13 protein-coding genes are annotated in these 15,527 nt (G+C 51.8%); 10 read left to right on the top strand and 3 right to left on the bottom strand.

Translation table 11 applies throughout. The annotated features are described in order from the left end of the window. Window positions 1–4: 4 nt before the first annotated feature. Together K365_RS0122285 and K365_RS0122280 are read right to left on the bottom strand one after the other, a co-directional pair. On the bottom strand, window positions 5–763 hold the full coding sequence (locus K365_RS0122285) for a TSUP family transporter (protein ID WP_024336376.1): 759 nt from the start codon (window positions 761–763) through the stop codon (window positions 5–7). A 126-nt stretch (window positions 764–889) separates the two neighbouring features. Further along, window positions 890–1,765: a MurR/RpiR family transcriptional regulator gene (locus K365_RS0122280; RefSeq protein ID WP_024336375.1), complete on the bottom strand. Its 876-nt coding sequence runs from the start codon at window positions 1,763–1,765 to the stop codon at window positions 890–892. 220 nt (window positions 1,766–1,985) lie between these two features. Here K365_RS0122280 and K365_RS0122275 point away from each other — a divergent pair, with 220 nt between their 5' ends. The 10 genes from K365_RS0122275 (at window position 1,986) to K365_RS0122230 (ending at window position 13,619) form a co-directional block, all read left to right on the top strand. Continuing rightward, complete coding sequence (locus K365_RS0122275) at window positions 1,986–3,209, top strand: FAD-dependent oxidoreductase (protein ID WP_024336374.1); 1,224 nt, start codon at window positions 1,986–1,988, stop codon at window positions 3,207–3,209. Window positions 3,210–3,251: 42 nt separating this feature from the next. Then, window positions 3,252–3,512, top strand: a complete 261-nt coding sequence (locus K365_RS0122270; protein WP_024336373.1) for a sarcosine oxidase subunit delta — start codon at window positions 3,252–3,254, stop codon at window positions 3,510–3,512. Beyond that, window positions 3,509–6,430, top strand: a complete 2,922-nt coding sequence (locus tag K365_RS0122265) for an FAD-dependent oxidoreductase (protein ID WP_024336372.1) — start codon at window positions 3,509–3,511, stop codon at window positions 6,428–6,430. Before K365_RS0122270 ends, K365_RS0122265 begins: the two co-directional genes overlap by 4 nt. A 13-nt stretch (window positions 6,431–6,443) precedes the next feature. After that, window positions 6,444–7,076 (top strand): aminomethyltransferase family protein, encoded by a 633-nt coding sequence (locus K365_RS0122260; RefSeq protein ID WP_024336371.1) that lies wholly within the window; start codon window positions 6,444–6,446, stop codon window positions 7,074–7,076. 80 nt (window positions 7,077–7,156) lie between these two features. After that, window positions 7,157–8,494 carry an NAD(P)/FAD-dependent oxidoreductase gene (locus K365_RS0122255; protein WP_024336370.1) on the top strand — a complete coding sequence of 446 codons (1,338 nt, stop codon included), beginning with the start codon at window positions 7,157–7,159 and terminating at the stop codon, window positions 8,492–8,494. Between the two features lie 107 nt (window positions 8,495–8,601). Continuing rightward, the gene (locus tag K365_RS0122250; RefSeq protein WP_024336369.1) at window positions 8,602–9,372 is read left to right on the top strand and encodes an electron transfer flavoprotein subunit beta/FixA family protein; all 771 of its coding nucleotides are present in this window, start codon (window positions 8,602–8,604) and stop codon (window positions 9,370–9,372) included. After that, complete coding sequence (locus tag K365_RS0122245) at window positions 9,369–10,316, top strand: electron transfer flavoprotein subunit alpha/FixB family protein (protein WP_024336368.1); 948 nt, start codon at window positions 9,369–9,371, stop codon at window positions 10,314–10,316. Before K365_RS0122250 ends, K365_RS0122245 begins: the two co-directional genes overlap by 4 nt. A gap of 1 nt (window position 10,317) precedes the next feature. Continuing rightward, window positions 10,318–11,784 carry a sigma-54 interaction domain-containing protein gene (locus K365_RS0122240; protein WP_024336367.1) on the top strand — a complete coding sequence of 489 codons (1,467 nt, stop codon included), beginning with the start codon at window positions 10,318–10,320 and terminating at the stop codon, window positions 11,782–11,784. Between the two features lie 283 nt (window positions 11,785–12,067). Next, a complete protein-coding gene (locus K365_RS0122235) occupies window positions 12,068–12,418 on the top strand; it encodes a hypothetical protein (RefSeq protein WP_024336366.1) in 351 nt (116 codons plus the stop codon). 10 nt (window positions 12,419–12,428) lie between these two features. After that, window positions 12,429–13,619, top strand: a complete 1,191-nt coding sequence (locus K365_RS0122230) for an ATP-binding protein (protein WP_024336365.1) — start codon at window positions 12,429–12,431, stop codon at window positions 13,617–13,619. Between the two features lie 34 nt (window positions 13,620–13,653). On the opposite strand, the gene nadE is transcribed toward K365_RS0122230, so the two are convergent. Continuing rightward, complete coding sequence (gene nadE, locus K365_RS0122225; RefSeq protein ID WP_024336364.1) at window positions 13,654–14,445, bottom strand: NAD(+) synthase; 792 nt, start codon at window positions 14,443–14,445, stop codon at window positions 13,654–13,656. Window positions 14,446–15,527: the final 1,082 nt, after the last annotated feature.

Genomic DNA, 15,527 nt, shown 5'->3' with positions numbered 1-15,527 from the left:
GTTGCTACCCATAGTTGACATAGATGAGCCGGACAATGGTCAAAAACACCACGGTCAGAAAAAACGGCCGGATAAACACGGCCCCTTTCCGGATGGCCAGGCCGGAACCGGCCCGGGCACCGATGACCTGGCCGGCTGCCATGGCCAGTCCGGCGGACCACAGCACATTGCCGCCGATGATGAACACGGCCAGGGCCACAATATTGGACACAAAATTCATCACCCGGGTGGTGCCCACGGCCCCGGTCATGTCCAGGCCTAAAAAAACAAGCAGGGCCCCGGTCCAGAAGGAGCCGGTGCCGGGGCCGAAAAACCCGTCATAAAACCCTAAGCCCAGGCCGAACAACCCGAAAAACAGGTTTTGCCCCATTTTAGGGGTGCCCGGCTTCAGCCCCAGGGTTCTTGAAAACAGGGTATAAAAAAATACCACCAGAAGCAACCCGGGAATCAGGTGCTTGATGAACCCGGAATCCATGCGCTGGATAACCACGGCCCCGATGACTGCCCCGCAAAAGGTGAATCCCATACCGGTCCAGCACTGGCGGAGATCCACCAGACCTTTGGCAATGAAATTGGCGGCCGCAGACAAGGTGCCGAAACTGCCCTGGAGCTTGTTGGTGCCCAATGCCTGGGCCGGGGGCAGCCCCAGCGCCAGCAGCACGGGCAAAGCAATGAGTCCGCCTCCGCCGGCAATGGCATCCACAAACCCGGCACACAGGCCGGTGACAAACAAAATGCCCAGGCTGACCAGTGACAGTTCCATTGTCACAAAGTACCTTTGGTCTGCCATGGTAACGGATTGAAATTGAACCACGAAGGGCACGAAGGACGCGAAGGAACATAAAACAAAGCATCTGATGGTATCATTCCGGTTTCCCCGAAGCTGCCGTTATTTGGGATCGATGTTGAACAGCAGGTCATTTTCCAGATACACCTGTTCCAGCTGTTCCTGATAGGTCCGCAACGCCTGCCCTTTGCGGTGGGCCAACTCCTGAACCATGTACTGGATCACCGCCAGCATGCCGGACACATTGCCGATAAAGGGAATGGACTTGGACGGCACCACCAGGGACAGATGGGCAAAGGGAATCACCGGGGAGATGCTGGAGTCGGTGAGCACCAGCAAGGTGTGGCCGCACCGCCGGATCATCTTGCTCAGCTTGATCAGTTCATTGGGATACCGGGTGGTGGCAGTGAGGATCACTAGGCTCTGGGCCGGGGCATTGGCCAGCATGTCCATGGCCGTGGAATCGCTGCCTTTCAGAATCTGGATCCCCTTGCGCACCTTGGTCAACGACCAGCCTAAGTAATAGGCGAAGGTGTAGGACAGGCGGGAGCCGGTGACATAAATAAAGGGACTGGTGTCCATGTGGGTGATGAACTGGTTCATACGTTCCACATCAATGTTTTCATACAGAAACTTGAGGTTGTTGAGTTCTTCTAAAATTCCCCGGTGAAGCCGGTCCAGTCCGGGTTCGTCAATGCCTTTGAGGTTGACCCGGTCCGGCAGGCTCAACCCGGTGTTGATGAAATCCTTGAGCGCATCCTGGAAATCCGAGTATCCTTTGTATCCCAGGGTCGCCACAAACCGCACCACCGTGGCTTCACTGACTTCGCAGGCTTCGGCCAGTTCCTTGGTGGTCATGAATACCACCTTGGCCGGATTGATCATAATATAGTTGCCCAGGGCCTGGGCTTTGGGGGTCAATGTATCCAGTTTGCTGGAAATATCATCGATCACCGGGTGTGATGCTATGTCATTCATTGGTAACAGCCTTATTTAAATGAGGTTTTGTCATGGATAGATTATTTTATAATTTATTAATTTTATTGAGATTTAATCCAGATAGTTTTTTTTGTCAAGCACAAATGAAAGAAAAACAATCATTTTTAAATAAAGTCCTTGACATGTTTTCTTTCATAGCGTATTGACGAACTGGGTATGGCAGAAAAATAATAACAATATCTAAATGAAGAGAAGGCCAATGTTTTTTAAAAGCAAACCCATGTGGGGCAAAAAAACCAAGCTAAAATCAAGTTATGATGTGGTTCTCATTGGCGGCGGACTTCACAGTCTGGCCACCGCGTATTATCTGGCCAAAGAGCATGGCATCACCGATGTGGCGATCATAGAGAAAAACTATATCGGATACGGTGGCGCCGGCAGGAACACGGCCATTGTGCGCGCCAATCAGCGGACCCAGTACAATGTGCCGCTTTACAAGGAGGCTCTGGATCTGTGGCCGGTTCTCACCAAGGAACTGGATTACAACCTGATGTTCAACAACTGCGGCAACCTCAACCTGATGCATTCCGAAGCCGCCATGAACGCAGCCCGCATGACCATTGCCACGGCCCAGTTCCATGGGGTGGAATCCCATCTCATCGATGCCAAGGAAGCCAAGGAACTGGTGCCGGCATTGAACATTTCCGAGGACATCACCTTTCCCATCCACGGGGCCATGTTTCATCCCCCCGGAGGTGTGGTCCGCCATGATGCCGTGGTCTGGGGTCTGGCCAAAGGGGCAGCCAAAATGGGCGTGGAAATCCACCAGCAGACCGAAGCCACGGGCATCAGCACCAAAAACGGCAAAGTCACGGCCGTGGTCACGGACAAGGGAATCATCAACACCAAACAGGTGCTGATTTCCGCCGGCGGGTATTCCGCTTCCCTGATCCATGGATTTTTAGGCATCAAACTGCCTATCTCCGTTCTGACCATCCAGGCCATGGTGACCCAGCCACTGAAACCGATTCTGGATCATGTGGTGTCCTCCGGGGCCTATCACTGCTATGCCAACCAGACCCTGAAGGGGGAAATCGCCACGGGCGCCCATATGGACCAGTGGCCCAACTACACCACCTTGAACACGGCCCACTATATCAAGCATCAGGCCGAGGCATTATCTGAATTTCTGCCGGCCCTGCGCGGGGTGCGATTCATGCGGATCTGGGGCGGACTGGCGGACATGACCCCTGACATGGCACCCATCATGGACGGCAATGAGCAGGTGGAAGGATTTTTCATGGATTGCGGCTGGGGATATTTCGGATTTAAATCCTGCTCTGCCGTGGGTCGTCACATGGCCAGCTTCATGGCCACCAACACCTGTCCTGACATACTTAAACCCTTTGCGTTGAAACGGTACCAGGAGCACAAGCTCATGGGTGAAACGGCGGCGTTGGTCAGCTACACCCCGGACAATTAACCAGCGGAATAAAATTTTTACGAGATTCAAGGAGAAGATAAGATGGCGTTAACAATTACATGTCCGGTCTGCGGAAAAAGAAACGGATATGAGTTCCGTTACGGCGGAGAGGAAAAAGGTCCCAGACCTGATGAAAAAGATCTGACCCCTGAAAGCTGGTGCGATTATGTCCACATGAACAAATGCGTGGCAGGCGTGCAGCAGGAATGGTGGTTTCACCGGGATGGATGCGGTTCATGGTTTACCATCTTCCGGGATACGACGACAAACCTTGAAAAGGAAACACCGGAGGCAAAAGAATGATGAACAGATTCAATCATCTGCCCACATTGAAAATAGATACCAGTGAGAAAATTCCCTTCACATACAAGGGGAAGCAGTATTACGGCACCAAAGGAGATACCGTTGCCACAGCCCTGTATGCCAATGGGGTCAGAATCTATGCCAGAAGCCTGAAATATCATCGTCCCAGAGGACTTTACAGCATGGATGGAGAATGCTCCAACACCATGATGGAAATCAACGGGGTCCCCAATGTCCGCACTGAAACCACATTGCTCAAGCCCGGTATGGTGATCAAAGAGCAGAACGTCAAAGGCTCGGCGGAAAACGATCTGATGGGATTCATCGACAAGATGGACTGGGCCATGCCTGCGGGTTTCTATTATGACACCATGCACAAGCCCGCCAAAATCTGGCCCGTGGCCATGAAACAGATCCGGAAAGCCGCCGGGATCGGCAAGCTGTCTCCGGATCATCACATGCCCGGTAAATATGATGAAATTTTTCCCACCTGCGATGTATGTGTCATCGGCGGGGGTCCCGCCGGCATGACAGCGGCCCTGGCGGCGGCTGAAAAAGGGCTGCGGGTAATTCTCATGGAAGCCCGGCCCTGGCTGGGGGGACAGTTTGATTACCGCACATCCGAGTATGCCAATCGCCAGACCTGCCACGAACGGGCGGTTCAGCTGGCAAAAGAAGTGGAAAAAACCGATAATATCCGGGTGTTCACCCACACCGCCAATGTCGGGGCATACAACAACAACCTGATTACCGGATTTCAGGTGGGCACGGAAAAAGACAGTTTCACGGAACGCTACATTGAAATCCGGGCCAACAGTGTGGTGGTGGCCACGGGATGCATTGAGCGGCCCCTGCTGTTTGAAAACAACGAACGTCCGGGCGTGATGCAGGCGGGATGCGCCCTGCGCCTGGCCAACACCTATGGGATGCTGCCCGGCAAAACCGGGGTGTTTTCCATCGGCCACGACCTGGGACTGGAAGCGGCCGTGGCCCTTCATGACTTAGGCATGGCCATTCCCATGATTGCCGATATCCGGGAAGACGGCCAGAATCCGGCCCTGCTCAAGGCCGTGACGGACCGGAAAATCACCCTTCTTAAAGGATGGGTGGCCACGGAAGTCCATGGCCGTAAACAGGTGAAAAAAGTCACCCTTAAAAGTCTGGACGGTACGGCGGAAAAAACCTTTGACTGTGACGTGCTGGTGGCGTCTGCCGGATTCACCCCGTTGACCGGCCCCCTGGTGGTCAACCAGGCCAAACTCAAATATGATGCCCACACCAATTTTTTCCTGCCCACGGACCTGCCCAAAAAAATGCATGCGGCCGGCCGCCTGCTGGGATATGAAGACGGGCTGTCCATTGAAGCCTCCGGTCATCTGGCCGGTCTCAAAGCGGCTTATGACTGTGAAAACTGCTCCATTGCCGATCTGGGAGAGGCCAAAAAAGCCATGGAATCCAAACCGGGCCCGGCCCGGGGCACCAAGCTGGTCATGGCACCGGTCAAGGGAAGAAAAACCTTTATCTGTTTTGATGAAGACACCAGCATTAAAAACGTCAAACAATCCATTGACAAGGGATTTGACGTGCCGGAACTGATCAAGCGGTTCTCCGGTGCGGGGCTTGGACCCGGCCAGGCCGGAATTCCCGGTCACAACCTGCCGCTGTTCACAGCCAAATATCAGGCCCTGCCGGATATCAAGATCCGGCCCACCACGGTGCGGCCGCCTCTGGTGCCGACTTTGATCGCCACCTATGCCGGTACCAACCACACCATGCTGAAGAGAACGCCCATCGATGACTTGCAGCGCAAAGACGGCGGGATCTTCAGAAACATCGGTGTGTGGCAGCGGGCCAGGTATTTTTCCAAGGATTTTTCTTCCAGAAAAGAGATTGAAAATGTCCGGAACAACGTGGGCATGCTGGACGGTTCCACTCTGGGAAAATTCAGGATTCACGGACCTGATGCATTGAACGCGTTGCAGCGGGTGTATGTGTCGGATCTGTCCAAAATCAAGGAAGGCCGGGTCAAATATACGGCCATGTGCAATGATGACGGATGTGTCATCGATGACGGCGTGGTCATCAAGCTGGGAGAAAACGATTATTATTTCTCCACCTCCACAGGCCGGGCCGGCCAGACCGTGGAATGGATCCGGTATCATACCCGGTATGACAACTGGGACTTTTCTCTGGTAAACCTCACGGATGCCATGGGCGTCATCAACCTGTCCGGGCCCAACGCCAGAAAGGTGCTGGAAAAAGTGGTGGACATCGATGTGTCCAACGAAGCGTTCGGATTCAGTGAATACAAGGAATTCAAAGTGGCGGATACCATTCCGGTGAAAGCCATGCGCTTAGGGTTTGTGGGTGAGTTGTCCTATGAGCTGCACGTACCCTCTTCCTATATGAAATCGTTGTGGCTGATTCTTAACGAAGCCGGCAAAGAGTTCAAGATCCAGAATTTCGGTGTGGAAGCCCAGAACGTGCTGCGTATGGAAAAATGCCATGTCATCCTCGGCCAGGAATCGGAACAGCGGACCAATCTGCTGGATATCGGCCTGGGATTTCTCTGGTCCCGGAAAAAAACCGGGTATAAAACCGTGGGTGTGGCGGCCCTGGCCCAGGCGGAAAAAGACAATACCCGCCTGAAACTGGTGGGGTTCAAGATGGAAAACAATGGCCGGGCCCCCAGAGACGGCGCTTTGATTGTGGATGACCGGGTCCGGGGCCATGTGTGTACGGCCAGAAACAGTTTTTCACTCAACGAAGCTGTGGGTATGGCCCTGGTGGAAGGTGACATGAGCAAGGTCGGCACCCGGCTGGCATTTTATGAAGATGAATGCAACGGCGAGCTGATTTACGGGACGGTGGTGGAAACCCCGTTCTACGATCCTGCCGGACAACGCATGAAAATGTAAGGAAACCATACACATGAAAGACATTAAAAGATACTCACCCGTGGAGTTCAAGGTAACACCGCTCAAAACCGAAAACCGGGACCACTGGGATGTGGTCATGGAATACCACAACGAAGGCGACGGCCCCTGGCTGGTGGACCTGTGCCACCGGACCCGGCTGGACCTTCAGACCGGGAACCTGGATGCCAAAAAACCGTTCGGCATCACCATTCCCGCCACTCCCGGACAGTCCGTGCTGGAAAACGGGTTGCTTGTCAACCGCATGAACCGGATCCAGAGTTCCATTTATCATCTGGCAGGGGATGCCATTGAGATGCCCGGAGAAACCGAATACACGGATGTGACGGAATCCACGGTGTTTCTGGCCATCATGGGCGGGTCCGTGTTTTCCATCTGTGAAAAACTCTCAGCCCTGGATTTTATGGACAAGAACCGGGAAACCCCGTTCCTGTATCAGGGACCGTTTTCCCATGTGCCCTGCCAGATCGTGACGTTGAGCCGGGATAAAGAAAAATCCGGCGTGGTGCTCACCTGTTCCAGGGGATATGCCAAAGACATGGTGGATGCCATTCTCCATGCAGGCGAAGAGTTCGGCCTTAAACCGGCCGGTGAAAAACGCGTCACCGACTGGATCAACAGTTTATAAAAAAAAGCCCGGGCGGTTCCCGGGCTTTTGAACAGTAACATATGGTCTGACAAGACCGGTTTATTCAAGGAGAAAAAAACATGACCAAAAAATATGATGCCATCATCATCGGTGCCGGCGTAATCGGAACCCCCATTGCCTATGAACTGTGCAAAATGGGATACAAAACCCTGAATGTGGACAAGGTGCCGGATGCGGGTGAAGGCTCCACCGCCGGTTCCTGTGCCATTGTCCGGGCCCATTACTCCACGGAGGACGGGGTGGCCCTGGCCTATGAAGGGTTCAAGTACTGGCTGGACTGGGAAAATTACCTGGACAACGTCAAAGATGAAAAAGGCCTGGCCAAATACATGAACACCGGGTCCATCCTGATCAAATCCGACGGCCATGACTGGCGCAAGGTTCAGAAACACTATGATGCCGTGGGCGTGAAGTACGAAGAATGGGATGTGGACACCGTCAAAAAACATGTGCCCCCCATTGACATGCACAAGTTCTGGCCGGTGCGCCGTCCTGAAGATCCCAAGTTCTATGATGAGCCCACTGAAATGCTGGAAGGCGCTATTTTCTGCCCGGAAGGCGGGTATGTGAACGATCCGGCCCTGTCCGCCCATAACATCATGCGGGCCGCCGAAGCCAAGGGCGGCGAGTTCATGTTTAACGCCGAAGTGGTGGATATCCGGAGCGAAAACGGCAAGGTCAAAGGCATCACCCTGAAAGACGGCACCCAGATCGATGCAGACATCGTGGTGAACGTGGGCGGTCCCCATTCCTTTAAAGTCAACCAGATGGCCGAAGGCGTGTGGGAAGGCTGCAACATCAAGACCAAAGCCCTGCGCCACGAAGTCATGTACTGCCCGTCCCCGGAAGGATATGACTATCTTAACGACGGATACCACATGTCTGACGGTGATATCGGCTGCTATGAAAGACCGGAAGTGGGCAACATGTTCCTCATCGGTTCCGAGGATCCGGAATGTGATCCCCAGGAATGGGTGGATCCGGATGAATTCTATGCCGGCAAAGGCGGCAAAGGCCGGGACAACGTTCTGACCGACGCCCAGTGGAAAGCCCAGTGCTACCGCCTTGGCAAACGGATTCCCTCCCTCAAGGTGCCCAACCAGCCCAAAGGCGTGGTGGACCTGTATGACGTGTCCGACGACTGGATCCCCATTTATGACAAATCCGACCTGCCCGGTTTCTACATGGCCGTCGGTACTTCAGGCAACCAGTACAAGAACGCCCCCGTGGTGGGACGCATGATGGCGGAACTCATCGATGCCTGTGAAAAAGGCCTGGATCATGACAAAGAACCGTTCCAGTATGAATTCAAATATACCACACGGACTCTGAACGTGGGCTTTTTCTCCAGAAAACGGGAAATCAACTATGATTCCAGTTTCTCTGTAAACGGATAACAACCATGTAACCGCTGTTCGGCTGTAAAGCTGCATGGCGTGCTTTTATCCAGGGGCAGGGCCGGGGAACACCCTGGCACTGCCCTTTTCATTGAGGTGTAAGACCGATGCAAATTTATGTATGCGTGAAACACGTACCGGATTCTGCAGCCAACATTCACATTGTGGATAACCTGAAAATTGACGAATCCGTGCCGTTTTTGCTCAACCCGTATGATGAACATGCCGTGACCGAATCAGTGGCGTTAAAAAATCAGGTGCCGGGCAGTGAGATCATTGCCGTGTGCCTGGGCAGAAAAGATGCGGAGAGTACCGTGCGGTCCGCCCTGGCCATGGGTGCGGACAGAGGCCTGCTGGTGGAAACCGAAAAGATGTGTGACAGCATGACCACGGCCCGGGCTCTGCACGCCGCCATTGTCAGGGACGGGCAGGCGGATATCATTCTCACGGGCAAGGAATCCATTGACAGTGAAGGCATGCAGACCCAGTTCCGCATCGGGGCTTTGTTCGGTTTTCCCGTGGTCACCAATGCGGTTTCCCTGGACATCAAAAATGGTAAAGCCACCGTGACCTGTGAGCTGGCCGGGGGGCGCACCCGGACATTTGATCTGACCCTGCCCTGTGTGATCGGGGCGGGCCGGGGATTGAACACGCCCATCTATCCGACTTTTCCGGATGTGGTTAAATCCCGGAAAAAATCGATTGAAACCCTTACACTGCCGGAACTGAATGTGCCTGCCGCACCGGGGTCTACGAAAATCGTTGCCATGACCCCGCTGGTGCAGAAACGGAACCCGCAGAAAATCACCGGATCTCCTTCGGCACAAGCCGCTGAAATCATCCGGATTTTAAGACAGGAAGCAAAGGTGTTGTCATGAAACAGGCAGGTATTATCATTGAAGCGGAACATGGCCGGGTCAAGGAAACCAGTCTCGGTGTGATCACACTGGCGGGCAGAACGGCTGAGTCCCTGGCGGCACTGGTGATGGACGGCATCACCCATGAGATCACGGATCAGCTGGCTGAATACGGGATCCACACCATCGTTGACCTGGCCCTGTCCGACACGCCGGAGATCCGGCTGAATCCGGCGGTCCGGGCAGCGGCGGTGTTACATGCGGCCCGGAAAATGAACCTGGACCGGATTCTGGGATTATCATCGCCGGAAGGAAAAGACTTGCTGCCCCGGGTGGCGGCCCTGCTGGATGCTCCCCTGGTCATGGATTGCGTGGATGTGGACCTGAATACGGGTGTGGCGGAAACCTCCCAGTATTCCGGCAAGGTGATGGCACAGATTCAGCTGACCGGAGAGACATTGATTTTCGGGGTCCGGCCCAATGCGGTTCCACCCGAACCCAGGCCTGTGCAGGCTAAAACTGTTGCTCTAAGCGGGAGTGAGGCAGTGCCTGAAAACATCACCCTGCTTTCCTGGGATGACGGAGATTCAGAGGGCCGGCCAAGCCTGGTCGAGGCGGATATCATCATTGCCGGGGGCCGGGGATTGAAAAACAAGGACAATTTTTCATTGATCGTTGATTGTGCGGAAAAGTTGAATGCCGCACCCGGGGCCTCCCGGGTGGCTGTGGATGAAGGCTGGGTGCCTTACGCCCTCCAGGTGGGTCAGACCGGAGAAAAAGTCAGCCCCCAGGTATATATCGCCTGCGGGATTTCCGGCTCCATCCAGCATTTTGCCGGCATGAAAACCGCTAAAATGATCATTGCCGTGAACAAGGATGAAAATGCCGCGATCATGGCCAATTGCGATTATCAGGTCCCAGGCGATCTGTTTGACATTCTGCCGGAAATCATGAAACAATTATAATATGAACCGATTTACCCATCAAAACGCCCGTCAGTTTTTATTCGGCCTGGATAACGCCAATTTTTTAAGTGTATTTGATGAATATTGCGACGGGGTGCTCATTACCAATGCGGACGGGATTATCGTTTATTACAACAAAGCCATGTCCCGCATCGATGAACTGGAACCCGAAGATGTGATTTTGAATCAGGTCACGGATGTCTATGATCTGGATGATGAGACCAGTCTGATCATGCAGTGCCTCATCACCCGGCAGCCCATCATTGATAAATCCAATTATTACCGGACCCGCATGGGCAAGTTCGCCAACACCATCCACAATGTGCACCCCATATTCAACCAAAACCAGCTGGTGGGGTGCATCTGTTTTGTCAGAGACTTTCATGTGCTCACCGAAACCCTGTCCATCATGCGCCTGCCGGAAACCCAGCACCGGATGCACCCGTATGAAATTACTTTTGATTCCATCATCGGCCAGGACCCGGCGTTCAAAGATGCCCTGAATGCGGCCCGCATGGCTGCCAACACCCCGTCACCGGTCATGCTCTACGGTGAGACCGGCACGGGCAAGGAGCTGTTTGCCCGGGCCATTCATAACCACAGTCCCCGGCATGAAAAAAAATATACCCCGGTCAACTGCGCTGCCATTCCTGAAAACCTGCTGGAAGGCATTTTGTTCGGTACTTCCAAAGGGGCGTTTACCGGGGCGATTAACAAAGCCGGATTGTTCGAGCGGACCAGTCAGGGGACGATTTTCCTGGATGAAATCAACTCCATGCCCGTGGGGCTTCAGAGCAAAATTCTGCGGATCGTACAGGATGGAAAGGTTCGACGGGTGGGGGCACTCAAAGAGATCAAATTTGATCTGAAAATCATCTCTTCCGTGAACCAGGATCCCCATACCTCCATTGCCGACGGCAGCCTCCGGTCGGATCTGTTCTACCGGCTGGGGGTGGTGTTCATCCATATTGTGCCCCTGCGGGACCGGCTGTCTGATCTGCCGCTGCTGGTGGATCATTTCATCGACAAACACAACAAAGCTTTGGGCCGTCAGGTGCGGGGCGCGGAAGATGCGGTCATGGAGATGTTTTACCAGTACCACTGGCCCGGCAATGTCCGGGAACTGGAACATGTCATTGAAGGGGCCATGAACATCATGGGACCGGACAACCGGATCCGGATCAAATATCTTCAGCCTCATTTTGCCCAGGGTCACAGCCATTATCGAACTGCCGGGCACCGGGCATCCCGGTGGATGGCGCATTCATCCAAAAGCGGTGACACCGGCGAAACCGGGTCGTCCGATCTGCTGTTCAACAAAAATGAGCATGAGAAAAAACTGGTGTGGCAGGCCTTGATGCAGTTTCGGGGCAATGTGACCCGGTCTGCAAAAAAACTGGGGATTTCCCGGCAGCTGCTGTACTATAAAATGAAAAAATACCACCTGTCCCGGGACCAGTTCAGATAGTGCGGCCCGGTATCAACCAGCGCAATCTTTCCGGCCCCGGTGCAGGCTTTTTCACCGTCTCAGGTGATCCGGAGCTCGTCTTCAAATCTCAAATTGCCTGATCAAAGAACCCCACCAATCTATCGCGGCTATATGGAAAAAGCAATCATCCACATATTGGGATATCTATCATCTTTTGAAACCGGTCAACCCGGTCTCTGATAAAACAGTATTGACTTTCCACAACTATGTTAGTATGTCTTGACAAGTAAACTGTTGATCATCCCGTTGAAGGAGAAAATCAATGCCCAATGATAAGGACAAGACGGTTTCCAGGAAAATCCATCTGGATATGGAACTCGAATTTTTTGAAGTTCCGCCGTGCGGCGATGTATTGGTACTCGGTAGACACGCTCCCGTTGGTCCCAAATCCGCCCAGAAAATGATGGATACCATCTGTCCTGGATTGTTTGAACTAATTATTATCGATGATGAAACCATAGAGGCGCTTATAATCAAACGTCAGCTTCTCCTCATGGCTGACAAGCAGACAATAGTTGACGCTGTGCTTGAAGAGACAGGGGCATTTATGTCACAGCAGTTAATGATTAAAATCAAATGCGGTATTAAAATATTGGTGTCAAAATCCATATAAGTCAGTGATTATGCCAAAGGTCATAGATGTTGCGATAAAAGAAATACCTAATATCGAAAGCGACAGGTCTGTCATAGATGCCCTTGAATTGATGCAAAAGAATAACAAACCGGCCTTGTTCCTTTTTGATAACGGGTCATTTAAGGGGCCAATTTCTCACATTAACCTTGCAGGGTATCCTTCGACACGCCTTCTCCTTGATTGTCCGCTGGATTCCTTTGAATTCATCGATGCTGACCAATCCATCACCTCAATAGGAGAAATCATCCACAATTCAGCCAATAAAAATATTGTTGTCAGGGACTTTTCAGGGATGCCGGCCGGACTCATTATTAATTCAGCGCTTCTTTCCATATTATGTGATAATGGCAAAAAAAAGTGTTCTTCTCTGTTCAGCAGTTTTTGCGAACTGAAAACACAACAGCAAAACATGGTGAACGGATCACAGCATCCGGCAGAAAAAATGGCATTACTAGAAAAAATGGCAACAATCGGCCAGCTCTCAGCCGGTGTTATTCATGATGCCAACAATCTTCTGAATGTGATAATGGGAAATGCAGATCTTCTGCGCTGTGAATTTTCGAACGAATCAACAAATCAGAAGGCACAAGAACGCATTGAAAATATTCTATCTTATGTTTCAAAATGTGCACATATGCTGTCAACTCTCAATTCTTTGTCCAAGCGTTCAGACCGTTCAGAAAAAACAGATGTTCATAAGGTACTCACCAACTCGCTTGAGCTTGTTACCCCTTTATTAAAAGCACCAAACATATCTGTAGAGACACGTTTGGCTGCAGATGAATCAAACATTGTCTGTAATAAAATCATATTTTCAAATATTCTTATCAACCTGCTCCTTAATGCGTGTGATGCAATGGGCGACGATGGTCATATTCTTATTACAACATCTAATGCTGATATCAAAGAGACATACACCAATGAGTTTGGATTTTCCATAGCCCCTGGATTTTATCTCGCAATTTCAATCTCAGATACGGGCTGTGGCATACCAGAAAACTACATATCAAAGCTGTTTGATCCGTATTTTACAACCAAAAACCATGGCACCGGCTTAGGGCTTACAAATGTGCATCACACAATAATTTCGATGAACGGGCTTGTTGATGTTGAGAGCAAACCAGGTTCTGGAACTACCTTCAAGCTGCTTATCCCTGCCTGTACCGGCGATATCAATTAATAATATAGGGATTTTGTCCCCGGTTCAGGCTTTTTCACCGTCTCAGGTAATCTGGAATCCGGCACACCGGGATGGGATCCATCTTATGCCGGTTGGCGGTATGCAGTTTTTCAAAAAGGGCCAGCACCTGTTGCTGGCGGTCATTGAGAATCTGGTCTTTTTTTTCTTTTTGGGTCAAAGCCGTATAGGTCATGGCCCATTCCAGCTCATCATACCCGGCCCCGATCTGGCTTTCGTCGGTGCGGTTATCTCCCCACAGGCCGTCCGTGGGCGGTGACGTCAATATCTCCTCCGAAATCCCTAAGTTCCGGCCCAGGGCATAGACTTCTGATTTCATCAGATCCGCGATGGGCGAGATGTCCACGCCGCCGTCCCCGTATTTGGTGTAGAATCCCACCCCGAAATCTTCCACCTTGTTGCCCGTGCCGGCCACCAGGAGCCGGTGATGCCCGGCAAACGCGTACAGGGTCAGCATGCGAAGCCGGGACCGGGTATTGGCCATGGTCAACCCGTCCTGGATATCCCGTGGAAAATGGGTCTGGATGCCGGCAAACACCGGGGTCAGGTCCAGGTCTTTCGGAGTGACGCTGGGATAGTTTTTTTTCAGCCAGGCGTTGTGGACCGATGCCCGGGACAACTGGCCCGGATCCTGGTGGATGGGCATGTTCAGGAGCATGACCGGATGCCCGGTTTTGGCGCACAAGGTGGAGGTGACGGCCGAGTCAATGCCGCCGGACACGCCGATGCAGAATCCGGCAAGGCCTGAGTCTTTCAGATAGGTGTCCAGCCAGTTCACAATGTGATCGATCACTTTTCGGGTCTGCATGGGGTTTCTCCGGCAAGGGGTTGTCATTTTTTTTGCTTATACCGGGAAATTCGGGCTTTTGTCAATGCCGGAGCAGGGACCCGTGTCGGGGGAGGGATGTGAGTCTCACCCTCCGCTGCTTTTGAACAGGGCTTAAGGCATGCTTCGCTAAACGTCAAAAACTGCGGGCAGGTATGTCCTCATACAGTTTGCCGTTCTTAACGCTTCGCATGCCTAAAGCCCTGTAACAACCGCATCAGAATGGGATTCGACCCACACCCCTCCCGCGACACTAGTCATTGAGCCATGGATGATCTTGTAATGGGGGAATTATCAGTACTGTCACAGATTCAGGCGGATCGCATGTCCCCTAATGGCAGGTGTTTCGGTATCATTTCACACCACAAGTATCAGAAATGCAAAATTTTGCATTTCTGATACTTGTTAAAAACAAAACTAAGGGTAAATACTCCCAACCCTTTGGTAGGAAAGGGATTTCAGAGTTCTTGCAAGGGCTCATGACAAGTGACTCCACTGATATTTTCATCATTCCATGGCATGATTCATTTTGTCGGTCAATAAAAAACAATGAACCTGGCTTGTTTATGCTGGAAACGCCTTTATACCAACTATTTTCAGCCTGATTAGATGGTTGAGGAAAACAGGGTTGTCTTCAGACAACGCTACCCCGGCCGGTAATTCCGAAGAGAAACTGTTCAAAATCATATCCAGCTCAACAAAGTCTGCTGCATACATTGAATTTTTATGAAATGTACGAGGACGTCCCAGGTGTGGCCCATAGATAGTATATTATTAATTTCGCAAATGTCTGCATTATTAATAATAGTCTGGGCATTAGATATTCGGCATCGGGGGGATTCCATTTTTTGAAATAGTCCGCAGTTTGACAGGAGGATTTGTACAGAGGAGTGTGAATGAGAAACCAGAATTTGATCAGGCAAAAGGGTTAAATTATGCAGATTCGCTATATTGGGTTGATTTTACAGTGATTAAGCGATATTGAGGTCTTGATACTGGTTGTTAACAGATAAAAGAAGACCGGTAATATGGCTGTTATCAAAATAATTTTTCAGGGCCAGAAA

Origin of the sequence: Desulfotignum balticum DSM 7044 (assembly GCF_000421285.1) — a bacterium.
Taxonomy (GTDB): Bacteria; Desulfobacterota; Desulfobacteria; order Desulfobacterales; family Desulfobacteraceae; genus Desulfotignum; species Desulfotignum balticum.
Note: the sequence above shows the minus strand (reverse complement) of the source record. Positions and strands in the feature narration are given on the sequence as shown.

What these genes read in the sequence shown, in the direction of transcription:
- K365_RS0122285 (WP_024336376.1), bottom strand. Translation starts at nt 763, where the DNA reads ATGGAACTGTCACTGGTCAGCCTGGGCATTTTGTTTGTCACCGGCCTG.
- K365_RS0122280 (WP_024336375.1), bottom strand. Translation starts at nt 1,765, where the DNA reads ATGAATGACATAGCATCACACCCGGTGATCGATGATATTTCCAGCAAA.
- K365_RS0122275 (WP_024336374.1), top strand. Translation starts at nt 1,986, where the DNA reads ATGTTTTTTAAAAGCAAACCCATGTGGGGCAAAAAAACCAAGCTAAAA.
- K365_RS0122270 (WP_024336373.1), top strand. Translation starts at nt 3,252, where the DNA reads ATGGCGTTAACAATTACATGTCCGGTCTGCGGAAAAAGAAACGGATAT.
- K365_RS0122265 (WP_024336372.1), top strand. Translation starts at nt 3,509, where the DNA reads ATGATGAACAGATTCAATCATCTGCCCACATTGAAAATAGATACCAGT.
- K365_RS0122260 (WP_024336371.1), top strand. Translation starts at nt 6,444, where the DNA reads ATGAAAGACATTAAAAGATACTCACCCGTGGAGTTCAAGGTAACACCG.
- K365_RS0122255 (WP_024336370.1), top strand. Translation starts at nt 7,157, where the DNA reads ATGACCAAAAAATATGATGCCATCATCATCGGTGCCGGCGTAATCGGA.
- K365_RS0122250 (WP_024336369.1), top strand. Translation starts at nt 8,602, where the DNA reads ATGCAAATTTATGTATGCGTGAAACACGTACCGGATTCTGCAGCCAAC.
- K365_RS0122245 (WP_024336368.1), top strand. Translation starts at nt 9,369, where the DNA reads ATGAAACAGGCAGGTATTATCATTGAAGCGGAACATGGCCGGGTCAAG.
- K365_RS0122240 (WP_024336367.1), top strand. Translation starts at nt 10,318, where the DNA reads ATGAACCGATTTACCCATCAAAACGCCCGTCAGTTTTTATTCGGCCTG.
- K365_RS0122235 (WP_024336366.1), top strand. Translation starts at nt 12,068, where the DNA reads ATGCCCAATGATAAGGACAAGACGGTTTCCAGGAAAATCCATCTGGAT.
- K365_RS0122230 (WP_024336365.1), top strand. Translation starts at nt 12,429, where the DNA reads ATGCCAAAGGTCATAGATGTTGCGATAAAAGAAATACCTAATATCGAA.
- nadE (WP_024336364.1), bottom strand. Translation starts at nt 14,445, where the DNA reads ATGCAGACCCGAAAAGTGATCGATCACATTGTGAACTGGCTGGACACC.